Below are 23,698 nucleotides of genomic sequence, written 5' to 3'. Positions count from 1 at the left end.
TTTTAATTACTAGTAGAATTCTTAGTTTTAAACATGTTTATTGAATGTGAAAACACCCTACTAATAGGTAGGTTAAGGTTCTGTTTTTTAGAATTTTAGTAATATAACAAGTAAATAGTTTTTTAATTTTATTGGAAATGATTATAGAAAAATCCACTGCGAAAGATATACCAAATATAATGGCTATCATTGCCGATGCGCAAAAGTTATTAGCTTCATTACATATAGACCAATGGCAAGATGGTTACCCCGATACCGCTCAAATTACTAAGGATATTTTAAATCAAGAAAGCTATATTGTTAAAAATACCACAGGAGAAATAGTAGCAACATTTATGTTTCTATTGCCGGAGAGCCTACTTATGCAGTAATAGATGGAAAATGGATAACGACTACGGAAACAAAATATGGTGTTATTCACAGAATCGCCGTTGCTGAAGGGCAAACTAATAAAGGATTGGCACGTTTTATACTTGAGCATTGTGAACAAGTATTGCGGGGTAAAGCCATACCTTCGATGCGAATAGATACCCACGAGGATAACTTGGGAATGCAACATATTTTAAAAACTGAGAATTATGTGTATTGTGGAATCATCCATCTAACTCGAGGATCTACACGATTAGCATATGAAAAGATTATTGTATAAATGAACTATACAGCCCTAAAAATTACTGCCTCCACAGCAATAGAAATACTAGAAACCCATTATGGAATAACTGCTACCGTTGCAGAATTACCTGGAGAAATTGATTTTAATTTTAAGGTGTATCTCAAGGGTAAACCGAGGTATATTCTAAAAATAGCAAGACCAGATATACCAGAAGATTCTATAACTTTCGAGGAAGCAATTCTAAACTACTTGCAACACAAAAATATAGCTGCACCGGAATTGGTAAAGGATATGAATGGTAATGCCATCCTTACCCGAAAAGATTCTAGCGGAGTTGAACGTTTCGTGCGATTACTAACCTGGTCTCCGGGTAGACTATGGAGCAGTGTAAATCCTATTTCAAGCAACTTAAGATATACTTTAGGGAGAGAAGCAGGAGCACTAACCAACGCTTTACAGGGTTTTGAACATTCATTTTCTCAAAGACCTCTCGATTGGGATATAGCAAAAGGGCTATGGACAACTTCGTCTATTTCTTTGTTTACTGCGGAGGAGCGAAAGCTAATTTTGTATTTTATCGAGCGATTTTCGGCCTCCCAACCTTTTTATGATACCCTGCGTAAAGCAGTGGTTCACAACGATGTAAACGACAATAATATTATTGTTTCTGAAGGTGTAAAGAATCCATCAGTTGCTGCTATTATTGATTTTGGAGATGCTGTACATACACAAATAATAAATGATGTCGCCATTGCTTGTACCTATGCTATTATGGGTTTTCTAGATCCATTAGAGGCTTTACGTCCAATTCTTAGAGGCTATCATGAAAAGTTTCCTCTTTTGGAGGCAGAGCTAGAGCATTTATACAATGTTATTGCAATGCGACTTGTCATTTCTGTAACCAAAGCAGCTATAAACAAAAGAGAAGAGCCAGAGAATACCTATCTTCTTGTCTCTGAACAACCAGCCTGGGATTTACTTCGTAAATGGAGGGCAATTAACCCGGAATTCGCTTGCTATTTTTTTAGAGATAGTTGCGGGTTTACAGCACATCCAAAAGAATCGGAATTTAAAAAATGGTTAGCAAAGCAATCCTTTTCGTTAGGTGCGTTTTTCCCTACAGAGCAAAAAACAGGATGCTATCCCTTAGATTTAAGTGTGGCCAGTTTATGGCTGGGAAATTACGGTGACTTTAACGATTTGGATACTTTTCAGTTTAAAATTCAGAAATTATGGAGGAAGTATCCTTCTTCATTAATTGCAGGAGGATATCTAGAACCAAGAAGTTTATACACGTCCGATGAATTTGCAGTTATTGGCAATTCTGGTAGAGAGGAGAGATCGATTCATCTTGGTGTCGACTTCTGGTTGCCCGAAGAAACTCCGGTGTATCTGCCATTTGACGGTGTGGTAACCACGGTTACCAATAACAATAAGTACAAAGAGTACGGAGGATTAATTATTGTACAACACGAATTTAATTCTTCTACGTTTTATTCGCTTTACGGACATTTATCCTTGGAGAGTCTTACTAAGGTAGCTGTTGGAGATGTGTTACCGAAAGGAGCATGTATCGGATATCTAGGTAACACCGAAGAAAATGGAAGTTGGGCACCACATTTACACTTTCAATTACTGCTTTCCATGGTAGGTTTTGAAAATGATTTTCCAGGAGTAGCCAAACATTCTGAAATTGCTATTTGGAGCAGTTTATGCCCCGATCCAAACTTGGTATTTAAAACAGATACCCTGAAACCTATTGCCAAAAAAACTTCAGTGAATATCGAGGAAGATAGAGCTATTTATTTAGGAAAAGGACTTAGTTTACAATACGAGGTTCCCTTGCACATTGTGCGAGGACAAGGCGTATATTTATTAGACCAGTTTGGAAATAAATACATGGATACCGTAAATAATGTCGCACATGTTGGACATGAACATCCGGAGGTTGTTGCAGCTGGCCAACAACAAATGGCTGTATTAAATACCAACTCTAGATATCTGCACGAAAATATTACAGCTCTTGCCAAAGAAATTACAGAAACCATGCCTGAGGAATTAGCTGTAGTTCATTTTGTGAATTCTGGTTCTGAGGCTAACGAATTGGCGATTCGAATGGCTAAAACGCATACCAAACAATTAGATGTAATTGTATCTGAAATTGGGTATCACGGTAATACCAATACTTGTGTAGATATATCCTCTTATAAATTTGACGGCAAAGGTGGTACAGGTGCACCTCGGTCTACACATGTGATTCCTATGCCTGATACCTTTAGAGGAAAATATACAGGAACCGAGGCAGCTGCAGAATATGCAAGCGAGGTCTTGAAGTACATCAAACAGATGAAAGCTTCTGGTAGAAACATTGCTGCTTTTATCATTGAACCGATACTCTCTTGCGGTGGGCAAATAGAATTGCCAGAGGGTTTCTTAAAGAAGGTGTATGCCATGGTAAAACAGGAGGGAGGTCTTTGTATTTCTGATGAGGTGCAAACCGGCTGTGGTAGAGTAGGAGAACACTTCTGGGGATTTCAGTTGCACGATGTGGTTCCGGATATTGTTACCATAGGAAAGCCTTTAGGAAATGGCCATCCTGTAGCAGCAGTTGTTTGTACTCGAGAAGTTGCAGATAGTTTTGCAAATGGAATGGAATACTTTAATACTTTTGGAGGTAATCCGGTTTCTTGTGCGATAGCTACATCGGTATTACAAACAGTAAAGAAGGAAGGCTTACAGAATAATGCTCTAGCGGTAGGAAATTACTTAAAAGAAGAAATATCTAAGTTAGCAATAACGTTTCCTATTCTTGGGGATGTTAGGGGGAAAGGTTTATTTATAGGAGTAGAATTAGTGGATGGCAATAAAGTTCCGCTAGCAGCCCAAACTTCATATCTAGTAAATAGAATGAAAGAATTTAAAATTCTAATGAGTATCGATGGACCAGACCACAATGTGATTAAAATAAAGCCTCCGATGGTTTTTTCAAAAGCTAATGCCGATGAATTGCTGTATTATTTTGAAAAAATTCTAAAAGAAGACTTTATGCAGGCAAAGTTCTACAATAAAAATGACAAAAAGGAACTCTAAAAATAAAACAAATGAAAAAAATAACACTCCCATTGGTAACTATAGTTACTGCTTTGCTGTTACTTTCATGTACTACACAAAAAGCATCAATAATTTCGCAAGAAGAGGCTAAGAAGGAAATCCTTACAATTATGAGAGCTCAAGAGGAGGCCTGGTCTAACCACGACCTGGAAGGTTTTATGCAAGGATATTGGAAAAGTGATTCGCTAAAATTCTTTGGAAGTAACGGGGTTACTTCTGGATGGCATAAAACGCTACAAAATTATAAGAAGGGTTATCCTACGAAAGGGCATACGGGAACTTTAAAATTTACTATTAAAGATATTTCTCCAATAACAAATGATGCCTACTCGGTAATGGGAGCATACCATCTAGAACGAACCGAAGGAATGGCTAATGGTGTCTTTATGATCATATTTAAGAGAATAAATAATACTTGGAAAATTATAGCAGATACCTCTTGTTAACCAAAAAAGAAGTCTGCTAAGACTTCTTTTGCAATTATATACCCTTACATTTTTCCGCAAGCCATTCGCGCTCTTCCTTATTCAATTGAGGAGCTAATTCTTCGAATACTTTGTTGTGATAGTTGTTTAGCCATTGTATTTCGGTAGTTGATAGTGCTTCCATATCTAGCAACTGGGTGTCGATATAGCACAGGGTTATTGGTTCAAATCCTAAAAATTCTCCAAACTTAGTCTGCTGCACTGTTTTAGAAAGCACTACATTTTCGGTTCTTATTCCGAAGGATTCGGCGACGTAACAGCCAGGTTCAATGGTAGTAAGTTGTTGGGCTAAATGCGGAGCTGTTCCTCTCGCTGTAGTAGCACTAGTAGTAAAACCTTGTTCAGGTTCGTGTACCATGCCAAAACTTCCAATACCGTGTCCCGTCCCATGCGGATAATTTAAACCGTTTTTCCAAAGGTGCATGCGTGCAAAAGCATCTATTTGAGCGCCGGTTGTTCCTTTAGGGAACTGTAACTCTTCTAGGGCAATATAACCCTTTAATACATTTGTGTACGCAGTGATTATCTCGCTGCTTGGCGTTCCACCCAACCAAATTGTTCTGGTTATATCGGTGGTTCCATTTTGGTACTGTCCGCCACTATCTATAAGTAATATACCATCGTTGCGAACCATAGCAGAGCCCTCTTCAGGTGCCGTATAATGTATGATAGCGCCATTGCCTTTATACCCTACAATGGCTGCAAAAGATTCCCCGGTATAATACGCTTGCTGTTGGCGAAAAGATGCTAGCTTTTTACCAATTTCAAATTCACTTATAGAAGTTGTTTTAAGTTTTTTTTCTAGCCAAATGAAAAACTTAGTCAAAGCAACACCGTCTTTTATCATGCAGGCCTTTGCGCCGTTAATTTCGGTGGTGTTTTTTATTGCCTTCAACACTTTGGCCACAGAGTTTTGATATTTAAAATGTCCTGAGAAAGCGTGAAAACAAGCATAGTTTAAACTAGAAGCATCGGTTAGTATGGTTTTATCCTCAGAAATTCCCGATAAATGCTCGGTTATCTGGTCGTATTCTTGAATGTGAATATTTATTTTTAAGAAGGCCTTTATTGCAGTTTCGCTAACTCTACTTTTATTACAGAAAAGTATGGTTTTTTCTTTTCCAACTAGTGCATATGCAGTCACTAATGGCGTAAATTCAATATCGCGAGCTCTGATGTTAAATAGCATGCAATTTCATCCAAAGAAGAAAAAAAATAGTAAGCTCCTTCTTCTTGAGCAATTTTCTCTTGTACTTTTTGAAGTTTCTGTTGGGTGGTTTCTCCTGTAAATTCGAAAGGGTGAATTGTAATAATTGTATCTGGTAATTCAGGCCTATCTATCCAAATTTCATCGGCATAATCTTTTTTATTTGCTAGCGTTATATTTTTAGGGCTTGCATAATTTAGGATATAATCTATTTGCGATTTTGAAAACTGCTTAAAGTCGATACCAATGATGGCCTTTTAGGTAATAAATTACACAGCCAAGCTACGTGTTCTGGAGCATGTGGGATAGATTGTTTGTACAAGGTAACCGGGGAGTTCTTACATTCATCCTCAAATTGTAAGAAATATCTAGAATCCGTCCAAAGGGCAGCAATCTCTTTGGTTATAACCAGGGTTCCTGCTGAACCGGTAAAACCAGAGAAATACTCTCTTAGTTTCCAGTGCGGTGCTACGTATTCCGATTGGTGTGGGTCTGTGGATGGAATAATAATGGCATCTAAATCTTTAGATGCCATATAATCTCTTAACGCCTGTAATCGTTGCGTAATCATTATCGTTAGTTTTATTTAGAAAACTGCGTTGCTACTTTTTCGGCTTTTCTACTTTCTTTATAGTCGTAGAAACCTTCTCCAGATTTTACACCTAATTTACCTGCCATTACCATGTTTACCAATAATGGACAAGGAGCATATTTTGGATTTTTAAATCCTTCGTACATTACATTTAAAATAGATAAACAAACGTCTAGCCCTATAAAATCAGCCAACTGAAGAGGTCCCATTGGATGTGCCATTCCTAATTTCATTACGGTGTCTATTTCAGTAACTCCTGCAACGCCATTGTAAAGTGTTTCAATAGACTCGTTAATCATTGGCATTAAGATACGATTGGCAACAAACCCTGGATAATCATTTACCTCTACAGGTACTTTTTTGATCTTTTTAGTCAAATCAACGATAACTTCCATTACCGCATCCGATGTACTATACCCTCTAATGATCTCCACAAGTTTCATAATAGGAACTGGGTTCATAAAGTGCATTCCAATTACTTTTTCAGGGCGTTTTGTAACTGCAGCTATTTGTGTAATGGAAATAGACGATGTATTTGTTGCTAAAATTGTATCTGTATCGCAATTGTCGTCTAAATCTTTGAATATTTTTAATTTTAAATCTACATTTTCCGTTGCAGCCTCTACTACTAAACCTACACCAGCAACTCCCTCTTTAATCGAGGTAAAAGTATGTATGTTTTCTAAGGTGGCTGTTTTGTCATCCGAACTGATTTTTTCCTTCGCTACCATTCTGTCTAGGTTTTTAGTGATGGTTGCGATACCGCGATCAATTGCAGCCTGCGAAATATCAATGAGATGCACATTATATCCGAACTGCGCAAAGGTATGTGCAATACCATTTCCCATAGTTCCTGCACCAATAACAGCTATATTTTTCATTCCTTTTAGTTTATTTGTTTTTTAGTTTATGTTCGTTTTGATAAGATTCTATTAATTTTCAAAGCAATCTATGATTTGTTGTGCGATACGCAAAGCTTCCGTTCCTTGTCGTAAAGACACAATTGGTGTGGTGTCGTTTACGATAGCACTTGCAAAGGATTCTAATTCGTCGAGAATTGCATTATTCTCCGTCACGGTAGGATTGTCAAAATATATTTGCTTTTTTATCCCTTCTGCATTTTGAAGAATCATGGCAAATTCGTCGGGGTTTTCCGGAACATCTTTCATGCGAACTACCTCTGATTTTTTTTCTAAGAAATCAACAGAGATATAGGCATCCTTTTGAAAAAAAACGCGATTTACGCATGTTTTTCATCGATATTCTCGAAGCGGTTAAATTGGCTACACAACCATTTTCAAACTCGATTCTTGCATTGGCTATATCTGGGGTTTCAGATATGATGGATACGCCACTGGCATGTACTTTTTTTACTTTCGATTTTACTACCGATAAAATGATATCGATATCATGAATCATTAAATCTAACACCACAGGAACATCGGTGCCTCTTGGGTTAAATTCTGCCAATCTATGGGTTTCGATGAACATAGGGGCTTCAATTTTATCCTTTGCTGCTATAAAAGCAGGATTAAATCGCTCTACATGTCCTACTTGACCTATCACGTGGTATTGGCTTGCGAGCGTTCGAATCGCTTCTGCTTCTTGTACGGTGTTGGTAATTGGTTTTTCAATAAAAATATGTTTTCCTTTTTCGATAGCTTGCTTGGCACATTCAAAGTGGGAAAGTGTTGGAGTAACAATATCGACCACGTCTACTGCATCTATTAATTCTTCAATAGAGGTGAATAAAGTATATCCAAATTCATCTGCTACTTTTTTTGCATTTTCTAGGTTTGGGTCGTAAAAACCAACCAATTCGTATTTTGCAGATTGTTGTAGTAGACGAAGATGTATTTTTCCGAGGTGACCTGCCCCTAAAACTCCAGCTTTTAGCATATTTTATCCATTTTTATGTTACGAAGTCATATAAAATTCCAATGGTATTTGCATTTGGAATGTTGTACTCTCGTAATGAAAGTTTTACCTTATAGTTCGTGATTTTAAAAAAATCAACGTCAACAAAGATACAATTTTATACATATTTATTACTACTTTTAGGCCTTTGAAATAATAGTCTGCGTGAGAGATACAACCAAACATAAGGGGCTTAGAAATCAGTTAGCTAGTGTGTTAGAAGCCAAAGGAATATCGAGCGATACGGTACTTGGAGCAATTAAAAAGATACCAAGGCATTTGTTTATGGATAGTGGTTTTGAGGCTCATGCCTACCAGGATAAACCTTTTCCAATTGCTGCTGATCAAACGATATCTCAACCCTATACAGTAGCCTTTCAAACAGAAGTATTAGAGGTAAAACCAGGAGATAAAATATTAGAAATAGGAACTGGTTCTGGATACCAAACTGCAGTTCTGTTAGAATTAGGAGCCACGGTATTTACCATTGAAAGACAGCATGAATTGTTTAAAAAAACATCCCTTTTTTTACCTAAAATTGGGTACAAACCGAAACGTTTTGTTTTTGGTGATGGATATAAAGGCCTACCAAAGGAGGCACCTTTTGACAAAATTATTGTCACTGCAGGTGCACCAGAACTTCCAAAAGCTCTTTTAGGACAGCTCAAAGTAGGTGGGAAGTTGTTGGTTCCTATTGGAGATGGTGCACAAGTCATGACCCTTTTTATTCGTAAATCACCTGTAGAATTTGAGAAGCACGAGCTCGGTGATTTTCGTTTTGTCCCGATGCTTAGGGAGAAGAATTAGTATTATATTTTTTAGTTAATCTAGCTTGCTAAAAAAGGTTAATTCATAATCTGGAAGTGCGGTTGGAGTAGTTATTTTGATAAAGTCTTGTAATACTAAATCTGGTCTAACAGGAGATAATTCATAAAAAATTAAACCACCGGTTTTTCCTCTTTTTTTAGCAATTGTAAAGAGCTGGTTTTGCTGAAAAGCCTCAAATTCAGCGTAATTAATATTGGCAGCTAGTAATTGTTCTTTAGTTTCATAGATTCCGCAATTAATCCAATATTCAGCATCTTTTCCTTTTTCGAGAACACTTTCAAAACTCAACTGTAAACTCCCTGTACCATCGGTGTCTTTCCATACATAATTTAAGTTAGCATCCTTAAAGAAGGTTGCGATAAAGCTCTTTCCTGCAGGAACATTCCAAACGTCTTTAAACATACTTCCCGACATTACTTTGGGAGTGATGCTATTTCGTTTTGCTACTTTTTTAGCATTTAGATAGTTTTTTTCGATGGTATTGAAAATACTATCGGCTTCTTTTTCTTTTCCTAATAAAACTCCAAAAAACTTTATCCACTCCGCTCTTCCTAATGGTGTTTCCTCCAGCCAATCTCCATTGAATAGAATAGGTATTTGTGCTTTAGATATGTTTTCATAAAGTCTGTTGTTAGACTGTAGGGAAAACCCAACAACAAGATCTGGTTGTAACGCCATTAATTTTTCAGTATTTATGTCTTGTTCCATACCTAAATCTACTATTTTACCTGCTGCAATCCTTGCTTGTGTTTTTTCGGAAGAAATGTATTTGGTGTGTGGGAAGCCAACAAGAGTGTTTTCAGCACCCAATAATTCTAGCATAGGAATATGGGTGGTGCTGGTAACCACAATTTTTTGCGCAGGAACGCTTATCTCTCCGGGTTCCATACTACCTGTTTCATTTACGGTATAGGTTATACTTTCTTTAGAATTTTGAAAGGCTCTGTGGACTACTAATTGTTTCTTATTATCTGTAGTTATAATATCGAATCCTTTTGCATATTTTATGGTTTTCGAAGTAGTTTCCTTTGTTTTGTTTATTTCTTTAACTGTAGAGTTACATCCGAATATAACTATAGATGCACTGATACACAGTGCATACAATACGGGTTTAAGAATTTGTTTTAATACTGATAATTTGTCCATAATTTACTGTTATATCAAATGATTTTTCTAGAGGGATATTTTTAAAGTACGACCATATGCTTCTTATAACACCACCATGAGTTACAAGCACTGCTTTTTCTGTGTTTGTTTTATTTAGATCGTTAATAAAAGCTTTGGTTCGTTTGTGTAATGCAGCATACGATTCTCCGTTTTCTGGGGCAATATTTACAAAATCTTTCATCCATGGATTTAGTACATTTGGATCTATTTGATCCCAAGCTTGTAATTCCCATTCTCCAAAATTTAATTCTAGTAAACGATTGTCATAACTAATGGTATTGCTTAGCTTTTTGGCTAATTTTACACAGCGTTGCAGTGGGCTGCTGTAATAACTAATAGAACTATCATTAATAGGTATTGCTTGTAAAATGGGTTTAATTTCTTCCTCAAAACTCGCAGCAACATCAAGGTCGGTTTGTCCGTAGCAAATTCCTTTTGCTATCTCAGGAGTGGTATGTCTTACTAAAATAATTTCCATAGCGCTAACAAACTTATATAAAATACTACTTCTGCAACCTGTTGTAAAGCACCTGCACAGTCTCCGGTTTGCCCACCAATCCATTTTTGAAAATAACGCCCCATCAATAAATAGGTAATAAATAATGACGGAAGCACTAGTGCAACCTTAGCGTTTTGAAAAAACACCAAAGGTAGGATGCCAAAAAGCCCCGAAATAAACAATGATTTCCCACTCATTTGTTTGGTAGTCGGTTTGATTTTAGAACTGTCGATATCTCTAACATACGCATGGGTATACAATAAAATTGTCGCGATAAATCTACTTATTCCATGGCCAACTACGAGTATGGTTACAAACGAAAAACTCGTTTTCTCTAAGTGCTGTAATAGTAAAAATTTTAAGCCAAGAATTCCAATTAATCCTGTAACTCCGAAGGTGCCTAGGCGGGAATCTTTCATTATGGTTAAAATTTTTTCCTTGGTCCATCCACCTCCAAAACCATCACAAACATCTGCAAAACCATCCTCATGAAAAGCACCGGTTACCAAAATCGAAGTGGTCATACTGATAACAATAGCAATATCACCAGGAAACAATAAGGTTGCAGTGTAATAGGATACAGCAGTTATTGCACCTACTAATAGGCCAACCAAAGAAAAGTATCGACTGCTTTTATTTAGTATATCCGCAGAATGATCTACCCATTTAGGACACGGAATTCTGGTAAAGAACAATACGGCAGTTAAAAAATAATGGACTTCTTTTTTCATATTAAACGGCTTTTGGAACATTCTAAGAAGGCTTAAAAATAATCATATATTATTAATGTAAAGAAACCTATATTTAAAATTATCATTGAAAAAACTTAAGTTATTGTGGGTAAATATGTTGATGTTTTTTACCTGTGTTTAAAAATTTACGAAATAAACCATAATTGATAATTTTTCATAAATTGTTTTGGTTTTTATTGTTTGTTTATAATATTCTCATAACTTTGCCTAGAATTTTGGTTTTTCCGTAAGAAGTAGTTTTGTCTTCGGAAGATTAAAAGGGAATTCGGTGTAAGTCCGAAGCTGTTCCCGCAACTGTAAGCTATCATGCTTGTAATTATTCTTTAAACCACTGTTTTATTAATGGGAAGGTAAATTACAAGACGCGAGCCAGGAGACCTGCCAATTTTCAGATAATTTGAACTTTCGGGATAAAAGTTATTTAGAAATGTATGTAAGAGCTTCTTTACTTATTTTGCTTCTGCAGTCTTTAGCGGCTGTTGGCCAACAACATACCATTGTTAATTGGTTAGATGAGGTTGTTCTCGATGCACCCAAAAGATTACAAATGTCCTCTGTTGGACAATATATTTCACATTTGTCTGATTCGACGATAGCCAGAAACACAGAATCTTTTACAGAATTATTACGTTTTAATAGTGCCATATACCTGAAAGAATATGGAAAAGGAGGAACGAGCTCAGTTAGTTTTAGGGGAACTAGTGCATCAAATACTGCTGTAGTTTGGAACGGTGTAAATATTAATTCTATTAACAATGGGCAAACAGGTTTTAATGCTATAAATGTAAATTTATTTGATGGTATTGACATTAGAGCAGGAGGAGGAAGCATTGAATTTGGTTCGGGAGCAATTGGAGGTACCATCCATTTAAATGATGTGGTCAGCTATAGTGAAAAAGAGCAAATTCAAACTGGCATAGTGTTCAGTGCAGGAAGTTTTAATACTTATAATACCTTGTTGAAATCTAGGATTTCAAATACTAAAACTAACATAAATATCGGGCTGTCAAGAAATTCGTCGCAGAATGATTTTAAATTATTCCAAACCCAATTTCGAAACACAAACGGAGCATATGAAAATTATGCAATGAACTTGAGTATGGGCTATCGTATTGGTGAAAGATCAGAAATCAAACTGTACAGTTCTAGTTTTAATGGAAAAAGAGGTTTCTCGGGTACATTGCCTAATCCTCTTGCTGCAGAGGAGCAGTATCAAGATTCATACAGTAGAAACTATTTAAATACGGCATTGAAGGAAAGAAAACACGTCATGAGTTCAGTCTAGGATTCCTAACACAAAAATATAATTATTATCCAAATAAGAACTCTATTTCAGGTAACTTTGGACAATCTAGGAGGTACCTGTTTTTATATTTGTTCGATAGACAACTCCCGAACATAGATGCATCGATATCATGGTATACCGAGTTAGAAAATGCATTTGGAGAAACGGATGAAATTCAAACAAGAAACCGCAAACAGATTTCTCAATATCTAATTTTCAAACAAAACATATGGTCGAAGATATCGTATAATGTAAAAGTTAGAAAAGATTTTAATTCCGACTACGATGTTCCATTCATATATTCTGGTGGGTTAAAATATAACCTACTAGCAATTTTTATTTAAGAGTAAATGGCTCTAAAAATTACAGAGTGCCAACCTATAATGATTTGTTTTGGCCTGGTCAAGGTAATGAAAATCTTATACCGGAAACTGCAAAACAAGGAGAAATTGGTTTTGGATATAAAAGGGATAAAATTCGTTTTGATATAGGTTTTTATGAAATTAACACAAAAAACAAGATAGTTTGGACACCATCAGGAGACTCGCAGCGACCTGGTATTTGGGTACCGGTAAATATAGACGAAACAAGAAATCGAGGCATAGAGTCACATTTACAACTTCAGTATACATTTTTTGGACTCTCCTGGAATGCAGCAGTTAATTACAGTTATACAATAGCGAAAGATCTTCGTCTTGATAAATACCTATCCTTTGTACCGAAACACTTGCTCAACGCAAATATATCCATAACAAAAGACAAATGGTCTTTAACTTTTCAAAACTTATATAATGGTGAAGTTTTTACCACGCAAGATAATGATGTTTATCTTACAGTGGCGGATTATTTTATTGTCAATTCTATCTTGGAATACAGATTGCAAAGTTCTTTAAAAAGTACAATAACCATGGGGTTACGAATAAATAATATTTTTGAAGAGGAATATGTGGTTTTACCTAGAAGACCTATGCCGCTTCGTAATTTTAATTTTAATATCAATTTTAAATTTTAGTAAATGAGAGTAAGTAAATTTTTAATGGCATGTTTTTTAGCTAGTTCTATCTTTATTTCGTGTAGTGATGATGAACCAGATGGGCCAAAAGGTAATTATGAAAATGGAATTTTAGTAAGTGGTGAAGGATCCTCTTCAGTTTCGGGTTCCGTTTCATTTATTTCGAATGATTATGCTACTGTAAATGATAATATTTACAGTACTGTAAATAACGAAGAATTAGGAGAATATGTGCAATCCGTTAGTTTTGATTCGGATAGAGCTTATATTATTGCAGATAATCAAAATACTATCTCTGTTGTAAATAGGTATACTTTTGAAAAAGTAGGAGCTATTACATTAGGGTTAGATACACCGAGATACATGACTATCGTTGGAAACAAAGGTTATGTTACCAATTGGGGAGCTACTGATAACAATGACGATGATTTTGTGGCAGTAGTAAATCTATCTTCACTACAAGTAGAGGAAACTATTAGTGTTGATTTAGGGCCAGAAAGAATTGTTTCTGCTAACAATAAGTTATTTGTTTCTCACAAAGGAGCGTTTGGATCAAATAATAAAGTTATTGTAATAAATTTAACTTCTAATCAGGTGGAAAAAGAAATTGAGGTTAAAGATTTACCAGATGAATTATTTATAAATGGTGCAGGAGATTTAGTTGTTTTATCAGAAGGAAAAACAATTTACGATGCAAACTGGAATATATCAGGACATACCTTAGGTGCTATTTCATTTATTAATACCGCAAGTAGTATAGTAGAAAAAGAGCTCGTTTTTAATGAAGGAGAGCACCCATCACAAATGACAATAGATGGGAATGATATCTACTATAGCGTAGGAAACGATATATTTTCATTAAATAGTAATGCTGCTGCACTTCCATCTTCGAAATTAATGACAGCAGAGGCAGGATACTTATATGGTATGGAAACTAGAAATAATAATTTATTTCTTTTAGATGCCAATTTCTCTGGTAAAAGTAAGTTAAAAATATACGATTTGTCGAGCACCACTATGCTGCAAGAAATAGAGGTAGGTTTAGGTGCCTCTAAAATATACTTCAATTAATAAAGTATCAATAAGCTAACTTAATTCCTGAATTTAGGGCTCGCCATTGGCGAGCCCTCTTTAATTTATACCATAGTTTTATTGCTTTTCGACAACATTTAAACACTAATAATAAAAAATTATTTAAAATAATCTTCACTTTCTGTAACATAATTGTTTTAATAACGTCCTATTAGAAAATGACCGTATAATTAACATAAAATTAGAGTTAATTTGTTTTTAAGATGGTTATTTTAGTAAGAAAATCAACTGTAAAATGATAAAAATTGAGAATCTACACAAATCTTATCCGATTGGTAAAGAATCACTGCACGTTTTAAAAGGACTTGATTTGCACATAAAAGAAGGAGAGTTTGTGTCTATTATGGGATCGTCAGGATCTGGTAAGTCTACCCTTCTAAATATCGTTGGGTTGTTGGATGTACATGACGAAGGAAATTACTATTTGAACGGGCAATTAATCGAAGATCTAAACGAAAAGAAAGCAGCGATTTTACGAAATAAATTTTTAGGATTTGTTTTTCAGTCCTTTAATTTGATTTCCTATAAAACAGCCGTTGAGAATGTTGCATTGCCTCTTTATTACAAAGGAATGCCCAGAAAAGAACGTCTTAAAACCGCTTTAAGCTATTTAGAAAAAGTGGGTCTAAAAGACTGGGCTAACCATTTACCAAACGAACTTTCTGGTGGGCAAAAACAACGTGTGGCTATCGCAAGAGCTCTGGTTACAAAACCAAAAGTTGTTTTAGCTGATGAACCAACGGGAGCATTAGATTCTACCACTACAGATTCTGTTATGGATTTGTTAAAAGAGATTAACGATGAAGGAATGACTGTTTTTGTAATAACGCACGAAGAAGAAGTAGCAGAGCAAACGGATAGAGTGGTTCGTTTAAAGGATGGTATTATCATTAGTGATGAACTAACTGACTCTGGAAAGAGTAAAATCAAAACGCACAACTATGTTTGATTTAGATAGATGGAGAGAGATATTTCAAAGTATCAATAAAAATAAGCTTCGTTCGATTCTTTCTGGTTTTACTATTGCGTTTGCTATTTTATTATTTACTTTATTGTTTGGAATTGTTACTGGATTGCAGAACCAGTTTAAGACAGCTTTCGTAGACGATGCAACTAATTCTATTTTTGTACGTGTTTGGAAAACTTCAAAGCCATATAAGGGCCTACAATCCGGAAGAAGAATTCAATTAAAGAATGAAGACTACGAATTTGTAGGTGATAATTATGCGGATGACATTCAGTACGCAACTGCGAGAATCTACCGAAATGTAAATATAGTCTACAAAAACAAACAAAATAATTACCAACTAAGAGCTGTTCATCCAGATCATCAATATTTAGAGAAGACAATTATTGATGAAGGGAGGTACATTAATTTAAGAGATCTAGAGGATAAGTCTAAAGTTATTGTAATTGGAAGATTAGTCAAAAAGGATTTGTTTGGAGAAAAGCCAGCCATTGGTAAACGAGTAAATGTTGATGGAATTTCCTATGTTATTGTGGGTGTTTTCTCAGATAAAGGAGGGGATAACGAAGAGAGGTTAACTTATATGCCTGTTACCACTGCTCAAAAGTTATATGGAAATAATGATCACATTGGTCAAATAAATTTAGGATACAACCCAGAGTTAAATTTAGATGAAGCAATAGCTTTCGGTAATAAAATTGAACGTGAACTTCGTAAGAAATTGAACATACACCCGGATGACCAAAGTGCACTTTCTGTAAGAAATATGGCAGAGGCTAATAAGGGAATAAATCAATTTATGTTTGCATTGTACTTTATTGTTGTTTTTGTTGGTTCTGGAACTTTAATAGCTGGTATTATCGGGATTAGCAATATTATGATTTTTGTTATTAAAGAAAGAACAAAGGAATTTGGAATTCGAAAAGCTTTAGGAGCAAAACCATCTTCAATCATCGGTATGGTAATTCAAGAATCAATACTGATAACTACCATTGCAGGATATCTAGGGCTTTCCCTTGGAACCTATATTTTAAGTACTATCGGGGACAGTTTAGAGAAATACTTTATAAAAGATCCCCATGTTAGTCCTGGAATTGTTATTGGAGCAACAATAATATTAATTTTAGCAGGATTAATTGCTGTACTTGCCAGCAAAAAAGGCAGCACAGATTAAACCTATTGTAGCATTAAGAGCAGATTAACTATGAAATTTTTATTTGATTCAGATTCTTGGCAAGAAATTTATGGAAGTATTCGTAAGAATAAGCTCAGAACAGGTATAACAATTATTGGTGTTTTATGGGGTATTTTCATTCTTGTGGTGTTACTTGGCGCTGCAAGAGGTATGGAAAATAACTTTAAAAGTATATTTGGTGATTTTGCTACCAATAGTGTTTTCGTATGGACACAATCTACTGATAGACCATTTAAAGGATTTCAAAAAGGCAGAACATTTAGATTAACATTTAAAGATATAAATGTTTTAAAGTCGGAATATAAAGATGAAATAAAATTACTTGCTCCAAGGAACCAAACAATGGGCTTGTTAGTTAAAGGTTTCAAGTCTGGAGATTTTAAAGTAAGTGGCGATTATCCGGAAGTAGATCAAGTACAAAAAAAGGCATTAATATACGGAAGATTCATCAATCAGAATGATATCCTTGAAAATTCCAAAGTTTGTGTAATATCGGAGGACATTTACAAACAATTGTTCGATAAAAACGAAAAACCAATCGGTCAATATATAAAAATCAGTAATGTAAATTATAAAGTAGTAGGTGTTTATAAGCCTTCAAGTACTATTAATATTGATGGAGATACGGCATATATTCCATTTACCACATTTCAGAAAGTGTATAACCGGTCGGATAAAATTGATTGGATGATGATTACTGCAAATGAAGGTGTGGATATCAAGCAGATGGAAAAAGATATCTTACTAACCCTAAAAAATCTTCACAAGGTGCATCCTGATGATTCAAGAGCTTTCGGAAGTGTTAATTTAGGAGAGCAAATTGCGAAGTTTACTGGTTTTTTAACAGGAATGCAATTTTTAACTTGGTTTGTTGGTATTGCAACCTTAATTGCCGGTGTATTTGCGATTGGTAATATTCTACTGATAACCGTTAAAGAACGAACAAAGGAAATTGGAATTCGTCGTGCTATCGGTGCAACGCCAATTAGTATAAAAAGACAAATTATATTAGAGTCGGTATTTTTAACTACCATAGCGGGTATGCTGGGGATTGTTTTTGGAGGGGTTGTCCTCTATTTAATGGATTCTTTCCTAGGTAATGGAGAAGATGCAGTTTTACTAAATCCAACTGTAAATATCCCGATTATCTTGATAGCATTTACAATACTTATAATATTAGGTACCTTAATAGGACTAATACCAGCCTATATGGCAACAATAATTAAACCAATTGAAGCACTAAGAGAAGAATAAAATTAATTAACAAATCATGAGTAAAAGAGCAAAAATCATTTTATCAACAATAGTAATACTATTTGTAGTCATTCTATTATGGTTAGGCAAAAAAAATAAAAAAAGTGTAATTACCTATGAAACGGAAAAGGCTTTTATAACAAGTATCGAGAAAAAGGCTGTTGCTACTGGTAAAGTCATCCCTTTAGAAGAGGTTGAAATTAAACCACAAATCGCTGGAATTTTAGATAAAATTGTAGTGGAGGAAGGAGCTATAGTAAAGGCTGGAGATCTAATTGCTACCGTAAGAGTAGTTCCAAATGTTTCTAACCTGAATAGGGCCAACGGTGTTGTAAAAAATGCACAATTATCTTTTGATAATGCCAAAGTGCAGTTTGATAGAAATAAAAGCTTATTTGATAAAGGGGTTATTTCAAGACAGGAATATGAGAATTCCGAATTGAATTACAACAATGCAAGACAAAGTTTATACAATGCTAAATCGGATTTGGATATCATTAAAAGAGGAACAACATCTGGTTTGGGTAATGCTGCGAACACTAGTATTAGAGCAACAACCTCAGGAATGGTAGTTGAAATTCCGGTAAAAAAAGGGTATCAGGTTACACAAACCAACGATTTCAATGCAGGTACTACAATAGCGCGTGTCGCAGATATGACACAGATGATTTTTGAAGGTAAAGTAGACGAGTCTGAAGTAGGTAAGTTGGTAAGAGGTTCGAATATAGAAGTTTCTTTAGGAGCTATTGAATCAAAAAAATTTCCAGCAGTATTAAATTTTATAGCACCGAAAGGAACCGAAGAAAATGGTGCAGTACAATTTAAAATTAAAGCCGATGTAACCCTAGATGACAAGTACTTTATCCGAGCAGGATATAGTGCAAATGCGGATATTGTACTGGAAAAGAAAGATAGTGTTTTAGCAATAAAAGAATCCTTATTACGTTTTGATAAAAATACCGAAGAGCCATATGTTGAAATAAGAGAAGGTGATGAAGGTAATGGTGAATTTCAAAAGAAAACACTTAAATTAGGAACGTCCGATGGTGTTAATGTTGAGGTGTTGGAAGGTATTTCACCAGAGGATGAAATTAAGATATGGAATAAAGCTTCCAACGAAGACAAAGAAGACGATAAATAAACCATTAATTTGAGGTTTATTTTCTATAAAAAACGTTTGCAAGGATTTTATTGCAAACGTTTTTTTTTGACGCTCAATCATCGTGCAATACATTTTTATCATGTGATAAAATGTTTCGCAAATTTCCGAGCCAGTAATTTTTAATTAAGTTGTTGTTGTATTTACAGAGGTAATTTACTCTTCTTCGAAGTTGCCAAACCTTTTTGTGTAATACAGGTATTGTTAATTGTTGTTTATTATGCTGGTATTTGGTATTGCATTGAAAGTTATACCATACCTAATTTCTATAGACGAATTACTACAATCGAATGGTTTGTTGTCCTGTATACAAACAAAAACTGAGATTTTTAATCTCAGTTTTTTTGCATTTTGTAAAAAGGTGTTTTTAAATACTGCCAGCAGTAACCGAACTCTTATCTTTCGTAGGTGTTACATTTTTGGCGATAAAACCTTTAATTTTTAAAACCTTTCTTTGACTTTTAGCATTAGAAATGATAGTAATCGCTTTTGAAAAGCCTCCTGGTCTTTTGGTGTCGTAAGATACCTCAATTTCTCCTTTTGCACCAGGCATTATTGGTTGTTCTGGTTTCTTAGGTACCGTACAACCACAAGTAGATCGAATGTCTTTTATAATTAAAGGCTCGTCACCAACATTGGTAAATTCAAAAACTCTTTTTCCTTCAGATCCTAAAGCTACTTTTCCGTAATCTATTACTTCTTTCTCGAACTTAAATTCTTGCGCGTTTATAGACACGGATATGCAAATAATAGCTACAAATGATAATAATGTTTTCATAATGATATGTGTTTTTAGGGGTTTATGCCTTATTGCAAATTTATAATTATTTTTTAAGACTAAAAAAATAGCAACTATTTTTCTATAGCTCATAGATAGTTGTATTTTTGCGCATTAGATTTTGAATATAAATTTCATTTCTAATTATACCATTAAATATAGTAAAAACATATGAAAATTCCATCAAAATATAACGCAAAAGAAGTAGAAGGGAAATGGTACGACTATTGGATGCAACATAATTACTTCCATTCTGAAGTAGATGATAGAGAACCGTACACTATAGTAATTCCTCCTCCAAATGTCACTGGAGTTCTTCATATGGGACATATGTTAAACAACACCATTCAGGATGTTTTAATTCGAAGAGCTCGTTTGCAGGGGAAGAACGCTTGTTGGGTTCCCGGTACAGACCATGCTTCAATTGCTACCGAGCAAAGGTTGTTGCCAAGTTAAAAGAACAGGGTATCGATAAAAATAGTATTACACGTGATGAGTTTCTCAAGCATGCTTGGGAATGGAAAAATGAATATGGTGGTATTATTCTAGATCAACTAAAGAAACTCGGTGCATCTTGTGATTGGGACAGAACATCTTTTACAATGGATCCTGAACTTTCAGAATCTGTGATTAAAGTTTTTGTAGACTTGTATAACAAAGGTCTTATATACCGAGGGTATCGAATGGTAAATTGGGATCCTGAGGCGAAAACTACCTTATCGGATGAAGAGGTAATTTATGAAGAACGTCAGGGGAATTTGTACTACCTACAATACGATATCGTTGGTTCAGAGGAAAAGGTAACCATAGCCACTACAAGGCCAGAAACAATTTTGGGAGATACAGCAATTTGTATTAATCCAACTGATCCACGTTTTACACATTTAAAGGGAAAAAAAGTAGTGGTTCCTTTGTGTGGAAGAGAAATCCCTATCATAGAAGACGAATATGTTGATATCGAATTTGGAACCGGGTGTTTAAAGGTTACGCCAGCACACGATGAAAACGATAAGGTTCTGGGGGATAAGCATAATTTAGAGGTTATTGATATTTTTAATGCTGATGCCTCTTTAAATTCTTTTGGCCTACATTATGAGGGAAAAGATCGCTTTGTGGTTCGCAAAGAAATTTCTAAAGAGTTAGAAGAAAAGGGATATTTAGTAAAAATAGAACAGCATACCAACAAAGTTGGAACTTCAGAGAGAACAAAGGCAGTTATTGAACCCAGATTATCCGATCAGTGGTTTTTGAAAATGGAAAAGCTAGCAAAGCCTGCAATAGATGCTGTTTTAGGTGATGAAGGAGCCGTTAAATTATTTCCTAAAAAGTTTGAAAATACCTACCGCCATTGGATGGAGAATATTCGAGATTGGAATATCTCAAGACAGCTTTGGTGGGGCCAGCAAATACCAGCGTATTATTTTGGAGATGGTAAAAATGATTTTGTGGTTGCTGAAAGTAAAGAAGAAGCACTTCCTTTGGCACGAGAAAAATCGGGTAATTCCTCTCTTGCATTGAAAGATTTGCAGCAAGACCCTGATGTTGTGGATACATGGTTTTCTTCTTGGCTATGGCCAATGAGTGTTTTTGATGGTATTAGAAATCCTGAAAACAAAGAAATTCAATACTACTATCCGACCAATGATTTAGTTACCGGACCAGATATTTTATTTTTCTGGGTAGCTCGTATGATAATCGCCGGATACGAATACAAAGAGCAAAGACCTTTCGAAAATGTGTATCTAACAGGTTTAGTTAGAGATAAACAAAGAAGAAAAATGTCTAAATCTCTTGGGAATTCTCCGGATGCGCTACAATTGATTGAAGATTACAGTGCCGATGGTGTTCGCGTTGGATTGTTACTAAGTTCTGCAGCTGGAAATGATTTAATGTTTGATGAAGCGCTTTGTCAACAGGGTAAAGGCCTAGGAAATAAAGTGTGGAGTGCTTTTTATCTAACCTCTATTTGGGAAGTTTCCGATACTATCGAACAACCTGAATCTAGTCGTTTAGGGTTAGAGTGGTACAAAGCCAAATTTGCCAAAACACTTACTGAAATTGAAGATCACTTTAGCAAGTATCGTTTAAGCGATGCGTTAATGGCTATTTATAAATTGATTTATGATGATTTTTGTGGTTGGTTACTCGAAATAGTGAAGCCTGCCTACCAAAAACCTATCGATAAACGTTCGTATGATGAAGTAATTGCTATTTTTGAGGAAAACCTTAAAGTTTTACATCCATTTATGCCATTTATCACTGAGGAGGTGTGGCAGACGATGGCTCTAAGAACTCCTCAGGACGCTTTAATTATTGCAAAATATCCTGAAATAAAAGAAGTAGATGAAAAAATCATTGAAAAGTTTGATTTTGCTTCTGCTGTAATTTCTGGGATTCGAACGGTTCGTAAAGATAAAAACATACCTTTTAAGGAAGCTATTGAATTGGCTGTAGTTAATCGTGAAAATACCGACGATGATTTTAACTCGGTTATTCAAAAATTAACCAATACTGCCGATATTACTATCGTCAATGAAAAAGTGGATGGAGCGGCTTCCTTTAGAGTTAAGACTAATGAGTATTTTGTCCCAATTTCTCAAGATAATATTGATGTTGAGGCTGAAGTAGCAAAGTTACAAGCAGAATTGAAAAGAGCCGAAGGGTTTTTAGTAGGGATTCAAAAGAAACTTTCTAACGAGCGTTTTGTAAGTAATGCTCCAGAAAAAGTAATTGTTTTAGAACGTAAAAAAGAGTCGGATACACTTGCGAAAATTGAAACGATTAAAAATAGTTTAGCAAGTTTAACCTAAACACAACGTATACTATAAAAAAGACTGCTCTCATTGGCAGTCTTTTTTGTATTATGGGTATTAATAAAACCGTTTTTATTAGGATTCGTTTTGTCGGTACAAAGCGAGTAAGGTATTCTTTAAAAGCATGGCTATAGTCATTGGCCCAACTCCTCCTGGTACCGGAGTTATATGCGAGGCTTTGGAAGCGACACCATTAAAATCAACATCTCCAACAAGTCTAAACCCATTCTTTTTAGAGGCATCTGCAACTCGTGTAATTCCAACATCAATTATAACAGCACCTTCTTTTACCATATCTTCCTTTAAAAATTCAGGAATCCCTAGGGCAGCAACAATGATATCTGCTTTTTTAGTTACTTCCGCTAAATTTTTAGTTCTACTATGGGTTAGTGTTACGGTAGCATTTCCAACTTTTCTTTTTTGAGCGAGTAAAATACTCATCGGGCTACCAACAATATGGCTTCTTCCGATAACAACTACATCTTTTCCTGAGGTTTCGATGTCGTAGCGATCTAATAATTCTAAAATTCCAAAAGGAGTTGCAGAGATAAAAGTGGGTAGATTTAAGGCAAGTTTTCCAACGTTCATTGGATGAAATCCATCCACATCTTTTTCTGGAGCAATAGCCATTAAAATCTTATGTTCATCGATATGATCGGGAAGCGGCAGTTGTACAATAAAGCCGTTGATGTCTTTGTCTACATTTAAAATCGCGATTTCATTGAGTAACTCTTCTTCTGTAGTTTCTTTCGGAAGTCTTACTAAGGTCGATTCAAAACCTACACGTTCACAAGCTTTCACCTTGGCGTTTACATAGGTTAAACTGGCACCGTCATTACCGACAATTATTGCCGCGAGATGCGGGGCTTTTTTGTCTTTTCTTTTCAGTTCAGCTACTTCTAATGCAATTTCTTCTTTAATATCTGCCGATGTCTTTTTACCGTCAAGTACTATCATTTTTGTGTGTTGTAT

Annotated in this window: 21 protein-coding genes, 3 pseudogenes and 1 riboswitch; of the genes and pseudogenes, 14 read left to right on the top strand and 10 right to left on the bottom strand. The window is 35.2% G+C overall.

Annotation, left to right across the window (positions count from 1 at the left end):
• Positions 1 to 137: 137 nt before the first annotated feature.
• From BSU00_RS13510 to BSU00_RS11410, 4 genes are read left to right on the top strand one after another with little or no spacing between them, the layout of a single operon-like run.
• Positions 138 to 371, top strand: coding sequence for a hypothetical protein (locus tag BSU00_RS13510; protein ID WP_233188720.1), 234 nt, complete (start codon positions 138 to 140; stop codon positions 369 to 371).
• The gene (locus BSU00_RS13505) at positions 332 to 649 is read left to right on the top strand and encodes a GNAT family N-acetyltransferase (protein ID WP_369820333.1); all 318 of its coding nucleotides are present in this window, start codon (positions 332 to 334) and stop codon (positions 647 to 649) included. The genes BSU00_RS13510 and BSU00_RS13505 overlap by 40 nt, the downstream gene beginning before the upstream one ends.
• Positions 650 to 3,703: an aminotransferase class III-fold pyridoxal phosphate-dependent enzyme gene (locus tag BSU00_RS11415; RefSeq protein ID WP_105004496.1), complete on the top strand. Its 3,054-nt coding sequence runs from the start codon at positions 650 to 652 to the stop codon at positions 3,701 to 3,703.
• An 11-nt stretch (positions 3,704 to 3,714) separates the two neighbouring features.
• Positions 3,715 to 4,170 carry a DUF4440 domain-containing protein gene (locus BSU00_RS11410; protein ID WP_146104852.1) on the top strand — a complete coding sequence of 152 codons (456 nt, stop codon included), beginning with the start codon at positions 3,715 to 3,717 and terminating at the stop codon, positions 4,168 to 4,170.
• Between the two features lie 34 nt (positions 4,171 to 4,204).
• On the opposite strand, the gene BSU00_RS13740 is transcribed toward BSU00_RS11410, so the two are convergent.
• The 5 genes and pseudogenes from BSU00_RS13740 to BSU00_RS11385 form a co-directional block, all read right to left on the bottom strand.
• Complete coding sequence (locus tag BSU00_RS13740) at positions 4,205 to 5,398, bottom strand: aminopeptidase family protein P (protein WP_105004494.1); 1,194 nt, start codon at positions 5,396 to 5,398, stop codon at positions 4,205 to 4,207.
• Positions 5,353 to 5,514 (bottom strand): aminopeptidase P family N-terminal domain-containing protein, encoded by a 162-nt coding sequence (locus BSU00_RS14090; protein WP_369820332.1) that lies wholly within the window; start codon positions 5,512 to 5,514, stop codon positions 5,353 to 5,355. The genes BSU00_RS13740 and BSU00_RS14090 overlap by 46 nt, the downstream gene beginning before the upstream one ends.
• 110 nt (positions 5,515 to 5,624) lie before the next feature.
• Positions 5,625 to 5,987 (bottom strand): aminopeptidase P family N-terminal domain-containing protein, encoded by a 363-nt coding sequence (locus tag BSU00_RS11395; protein ID WP_105004493.1) that lies wholly within the window; start codon positions 5,985 to 5,987, stop codon positions 5,625 to 5,627.
• Between the two features lie 11 nt (positions 5,988 to 5,998).
• Positions 5,999 to 6,889 (bottom strand): 3-hydroxybutyryl-CoA dehydrogenase, encoded by an 891-nt coding sequence (locus BSU00_RS11390; protein WP_105004492.1) that lies wholly within the window; start codon positions 6,887 to 6,889, stop codon positions 5,999 to 6,001.
• A 51-nt stretch (positions 6,890 to 6,940) separates the two neighbouring features.
• Positions 6,941 to 7,907, bottom strand: a pseudogene (locus BSU00_RS11385) (Gfo/Idh/MocA family protein).
• 183 nt (positions 7,908 to 8,090) lie between these two features.
• Here BSU00_RS11385 and BSU00_RS11380 point away from each other — a divergent pair.
• Positions 8,091 to 8,732, top strand: coding sequence for a protein-L-isoaspartate(D-aspartate) O-methyltransferase (locus BSU00_RS11380; protein WP_105004491.1), 642 nt, complete (start codon positions 8,091 to 8,093; stop codon positions 8,730 to 8,732).
• 15 nt (positions 8,733 to 8,747) lie between these two features.
• Here BSU00_RS11380 and BSU00_RS11375 read toward each other — a convergent pair whose 3' ends face one another.
• Genes BSU00_RS11375 through BSU00_RS11365 form a run of 3 tightly spaced genes read right to left on the bottom strand, consistent with a single transcriptional unit; the run spans position 8,748 to position 11,150 of the window.
• Positions 8,748 to 9,899 carry an ABC transporter substrate-binding protein gene (locus BSU00_RS11375; protein WP_105004490.1) on the bottom strand — a complete coding sequence of 384 codons (1,152 nt, stop codon included), beginning with the start codon at positions 9,897 to 9,899 and terminating at the stop codon, positions 8,748 to 8,750.
• A complete protein-coding gene (gene cobC, locus BSU00_RS11370; RefSeq protein WP_158254432.1) occupies positions 9,865 to 10,398 on the bottom strand; it encodes an alpha-ribazole phosphatase family protein in 534 nt (177 codons plus the stop codon). Before cobC ends, BSU00_RS11375 begins: the two co-directional genes overlap by 35 nt.
• Positions 10,383 to 11,150: an adenosylcobinamide-GDP ribazoletransferase gene (locus tag BSU00_RS11365; protein ID WP_105004488.1), complete on the bottom strand. Its 768-nt coding sequence runs from the start codon at positions 11,148 to 11,150 to the stop codon at positions 10,383 to 10,385. The genes cobC and BSU00_RS11365 overlap by 16 nt, the downstream gene beginning before the upstream one ends.
• Before the next feature lie 220 nt (positions 11,151 to 11,370).
• Positions 11,371 to 11,572: riboswitch (cobalamin riboswitch) on the top strand.
• Here BSU00_RS11365 and BSU00_RS11360 point away from each other — a divergent pair.
• The 8 genes and pseudogenes from BSU00_RS11360 (at position 11,569) to BSU00_RS11325 (ending at position 19,117) form a co-directional block, all read left to right on the top strand.
• Entirely contained in the window at positions 11,569 to 12,456 is an 888-nt protein-coding gene (locus tag BSU00_RS11360) for a TonB-dependent receptor (protein WP_146104851.1), read from the top strand. (Overlaps the previous riboswitch by 4 nt.)
• 89 nt (positions 12,457 to 12,545) lie before the next feature.
• Complete coding sequence (locus BSU00_RS11355; RefSeq protein WP_105004486.1) at positions 12,546 to 12,800, top strand: hypothetical protein; 255 nt, start codon at positions 12,546 to 12,548, stop codon at positions 12,798 to 12,800.
• A 26-nt stretch (positions 12,801 to 12,826) separates the two neighbouring features.
• Positions 12,827 to 13,468 carry a TonB-dependent receptor domain-containing protein gene (locus BSU00_RS11350; RefSeq protein ID WP_105004485.1) on the top strand — a complete coding sequence of 214 codons (642 nt, stop codon included), beginning with the start codon at positions 12,827 to 12,829 and terminating at the stop codon, positions 13,466 to 13,468.
• Positions 13,469 to 13,471: 3 nt separating this feature from the next.
• Entirely contained in the window at positions 13,472 to 14,539 is a 1,068-nt protein-coding gene (locus BSU00_RS11345; RefSeq protein WP_105004484.1) for a YncE family protein, read from the top strand.
• Positions 14,540 to 14,795: 256 nt separating this feature from the next.
• Positions 14,796 to 15,509 carry an ABC transporter ATP-binding protein gene (locus tag BSU00_RS11340; RefSeq protein ID WP_105004483.1) on the top strand — a complete coding sequence of 238 codons (714 nt, stop codon included), beginning with the start codon at positions 14,796 to 14,798 and terminating at the stop codon, positions 15,507 to 15,509.
• Positions 15,502 to 16,729: pseudogene (locus tag BSU00_RS11335) on the top strand (ABC transporter permease). Before BSU00_RS11340 ends, BSU00_RS11335 begins: the two are co-directional and overlap by 8 nt.
• 2 nt (positions 16,730 to 16,731) lie before the next feature.
• A complete protein-coding gene (locus BSU00_RS11330; RefSeq protein WP_105004482.1) occupies positions 16,732 to 17,976 on the top strand; it encodes an ABC transporter permease in 1,245 nt (414 codons plus the stop codon).
• Between the two features lie 16 nt (positions 17,977 to 17,992).
• On the top strand, positions 17,993 to 19,117 hold the full coding sequence (locus BSU00_RS11325; RefSeq protein WP_105004481.1) for an efflux RND transporter periplasmic adaptor subunit: 1,125 nt from the start codon (positions 17,993 to 17,995) through the stop codon (positions 19,115 to 19,117).
• 385 nt (positions 19,118 to 19,502) lie between these two features.
• On the opposite strand, the gene BSU00_RS11320 is transcribed toward BSU00_RS11325, so the two are convergent.
• Positions 19,503 to 19,913: a DUF1573 domain-containing protein gene (locus BSU00_RS11320; RefSeq protein WP_105004480.1), complete on the bottom strand. Its 411-nt coding sequence runs from the start codon at positions 19,911 to 19,913 to the stop codon at positions 19,503 to 19,505.
• 171 nt (positions 19,914 to 20,084) lie between these two features.
• On the opposite strand from BSU00_RS11320, the pseudogene BSU00_RS11315 reads away from it, so the two are divergent.
• Positions 20,085 to 22,723 (top strand): annotated as a pseudogene (locus BSU00_RS11315) (valine--tRNA ligase).
• A 78-nt stretch (positions 22,724 to 22,801) separates the two neighbouring features.
• On the opposite strand, the gene folD reads toward BSU00_RS11315, so the two are convergent.
• On the bottom strand, positions 22,802 to 23,683 hold the full coding sequence (folD, locus tag BSU00_RS11310) for a bifunctional methylenetetrahydrofolate dehydrogenase/methenyltetrahydrofolate cyclohydrolase FolD (RefSeq protein ID WP_105004479.1): 882 nt from the start codon (positions 23,681 to 23,683) through the stop codon (positions 22,802 to 22,804).
• Positions 23,684 to 23,698: the final 15 nt, after the last annotated feature.

Source organism: Tenacibaculum sp. SG-28, from assembly GCF_002954385.1.
Taxonomy (GTDB): Bacteria; Bacteroidota; Bacteroidia; order Flavobacteriales; family Flavobacteriaceae; genus Polaribacter.
Note: the sequence above shows the minus strand (reverse complement) of the source record. Positions and strands in the feature narration are given on the sequence as shown.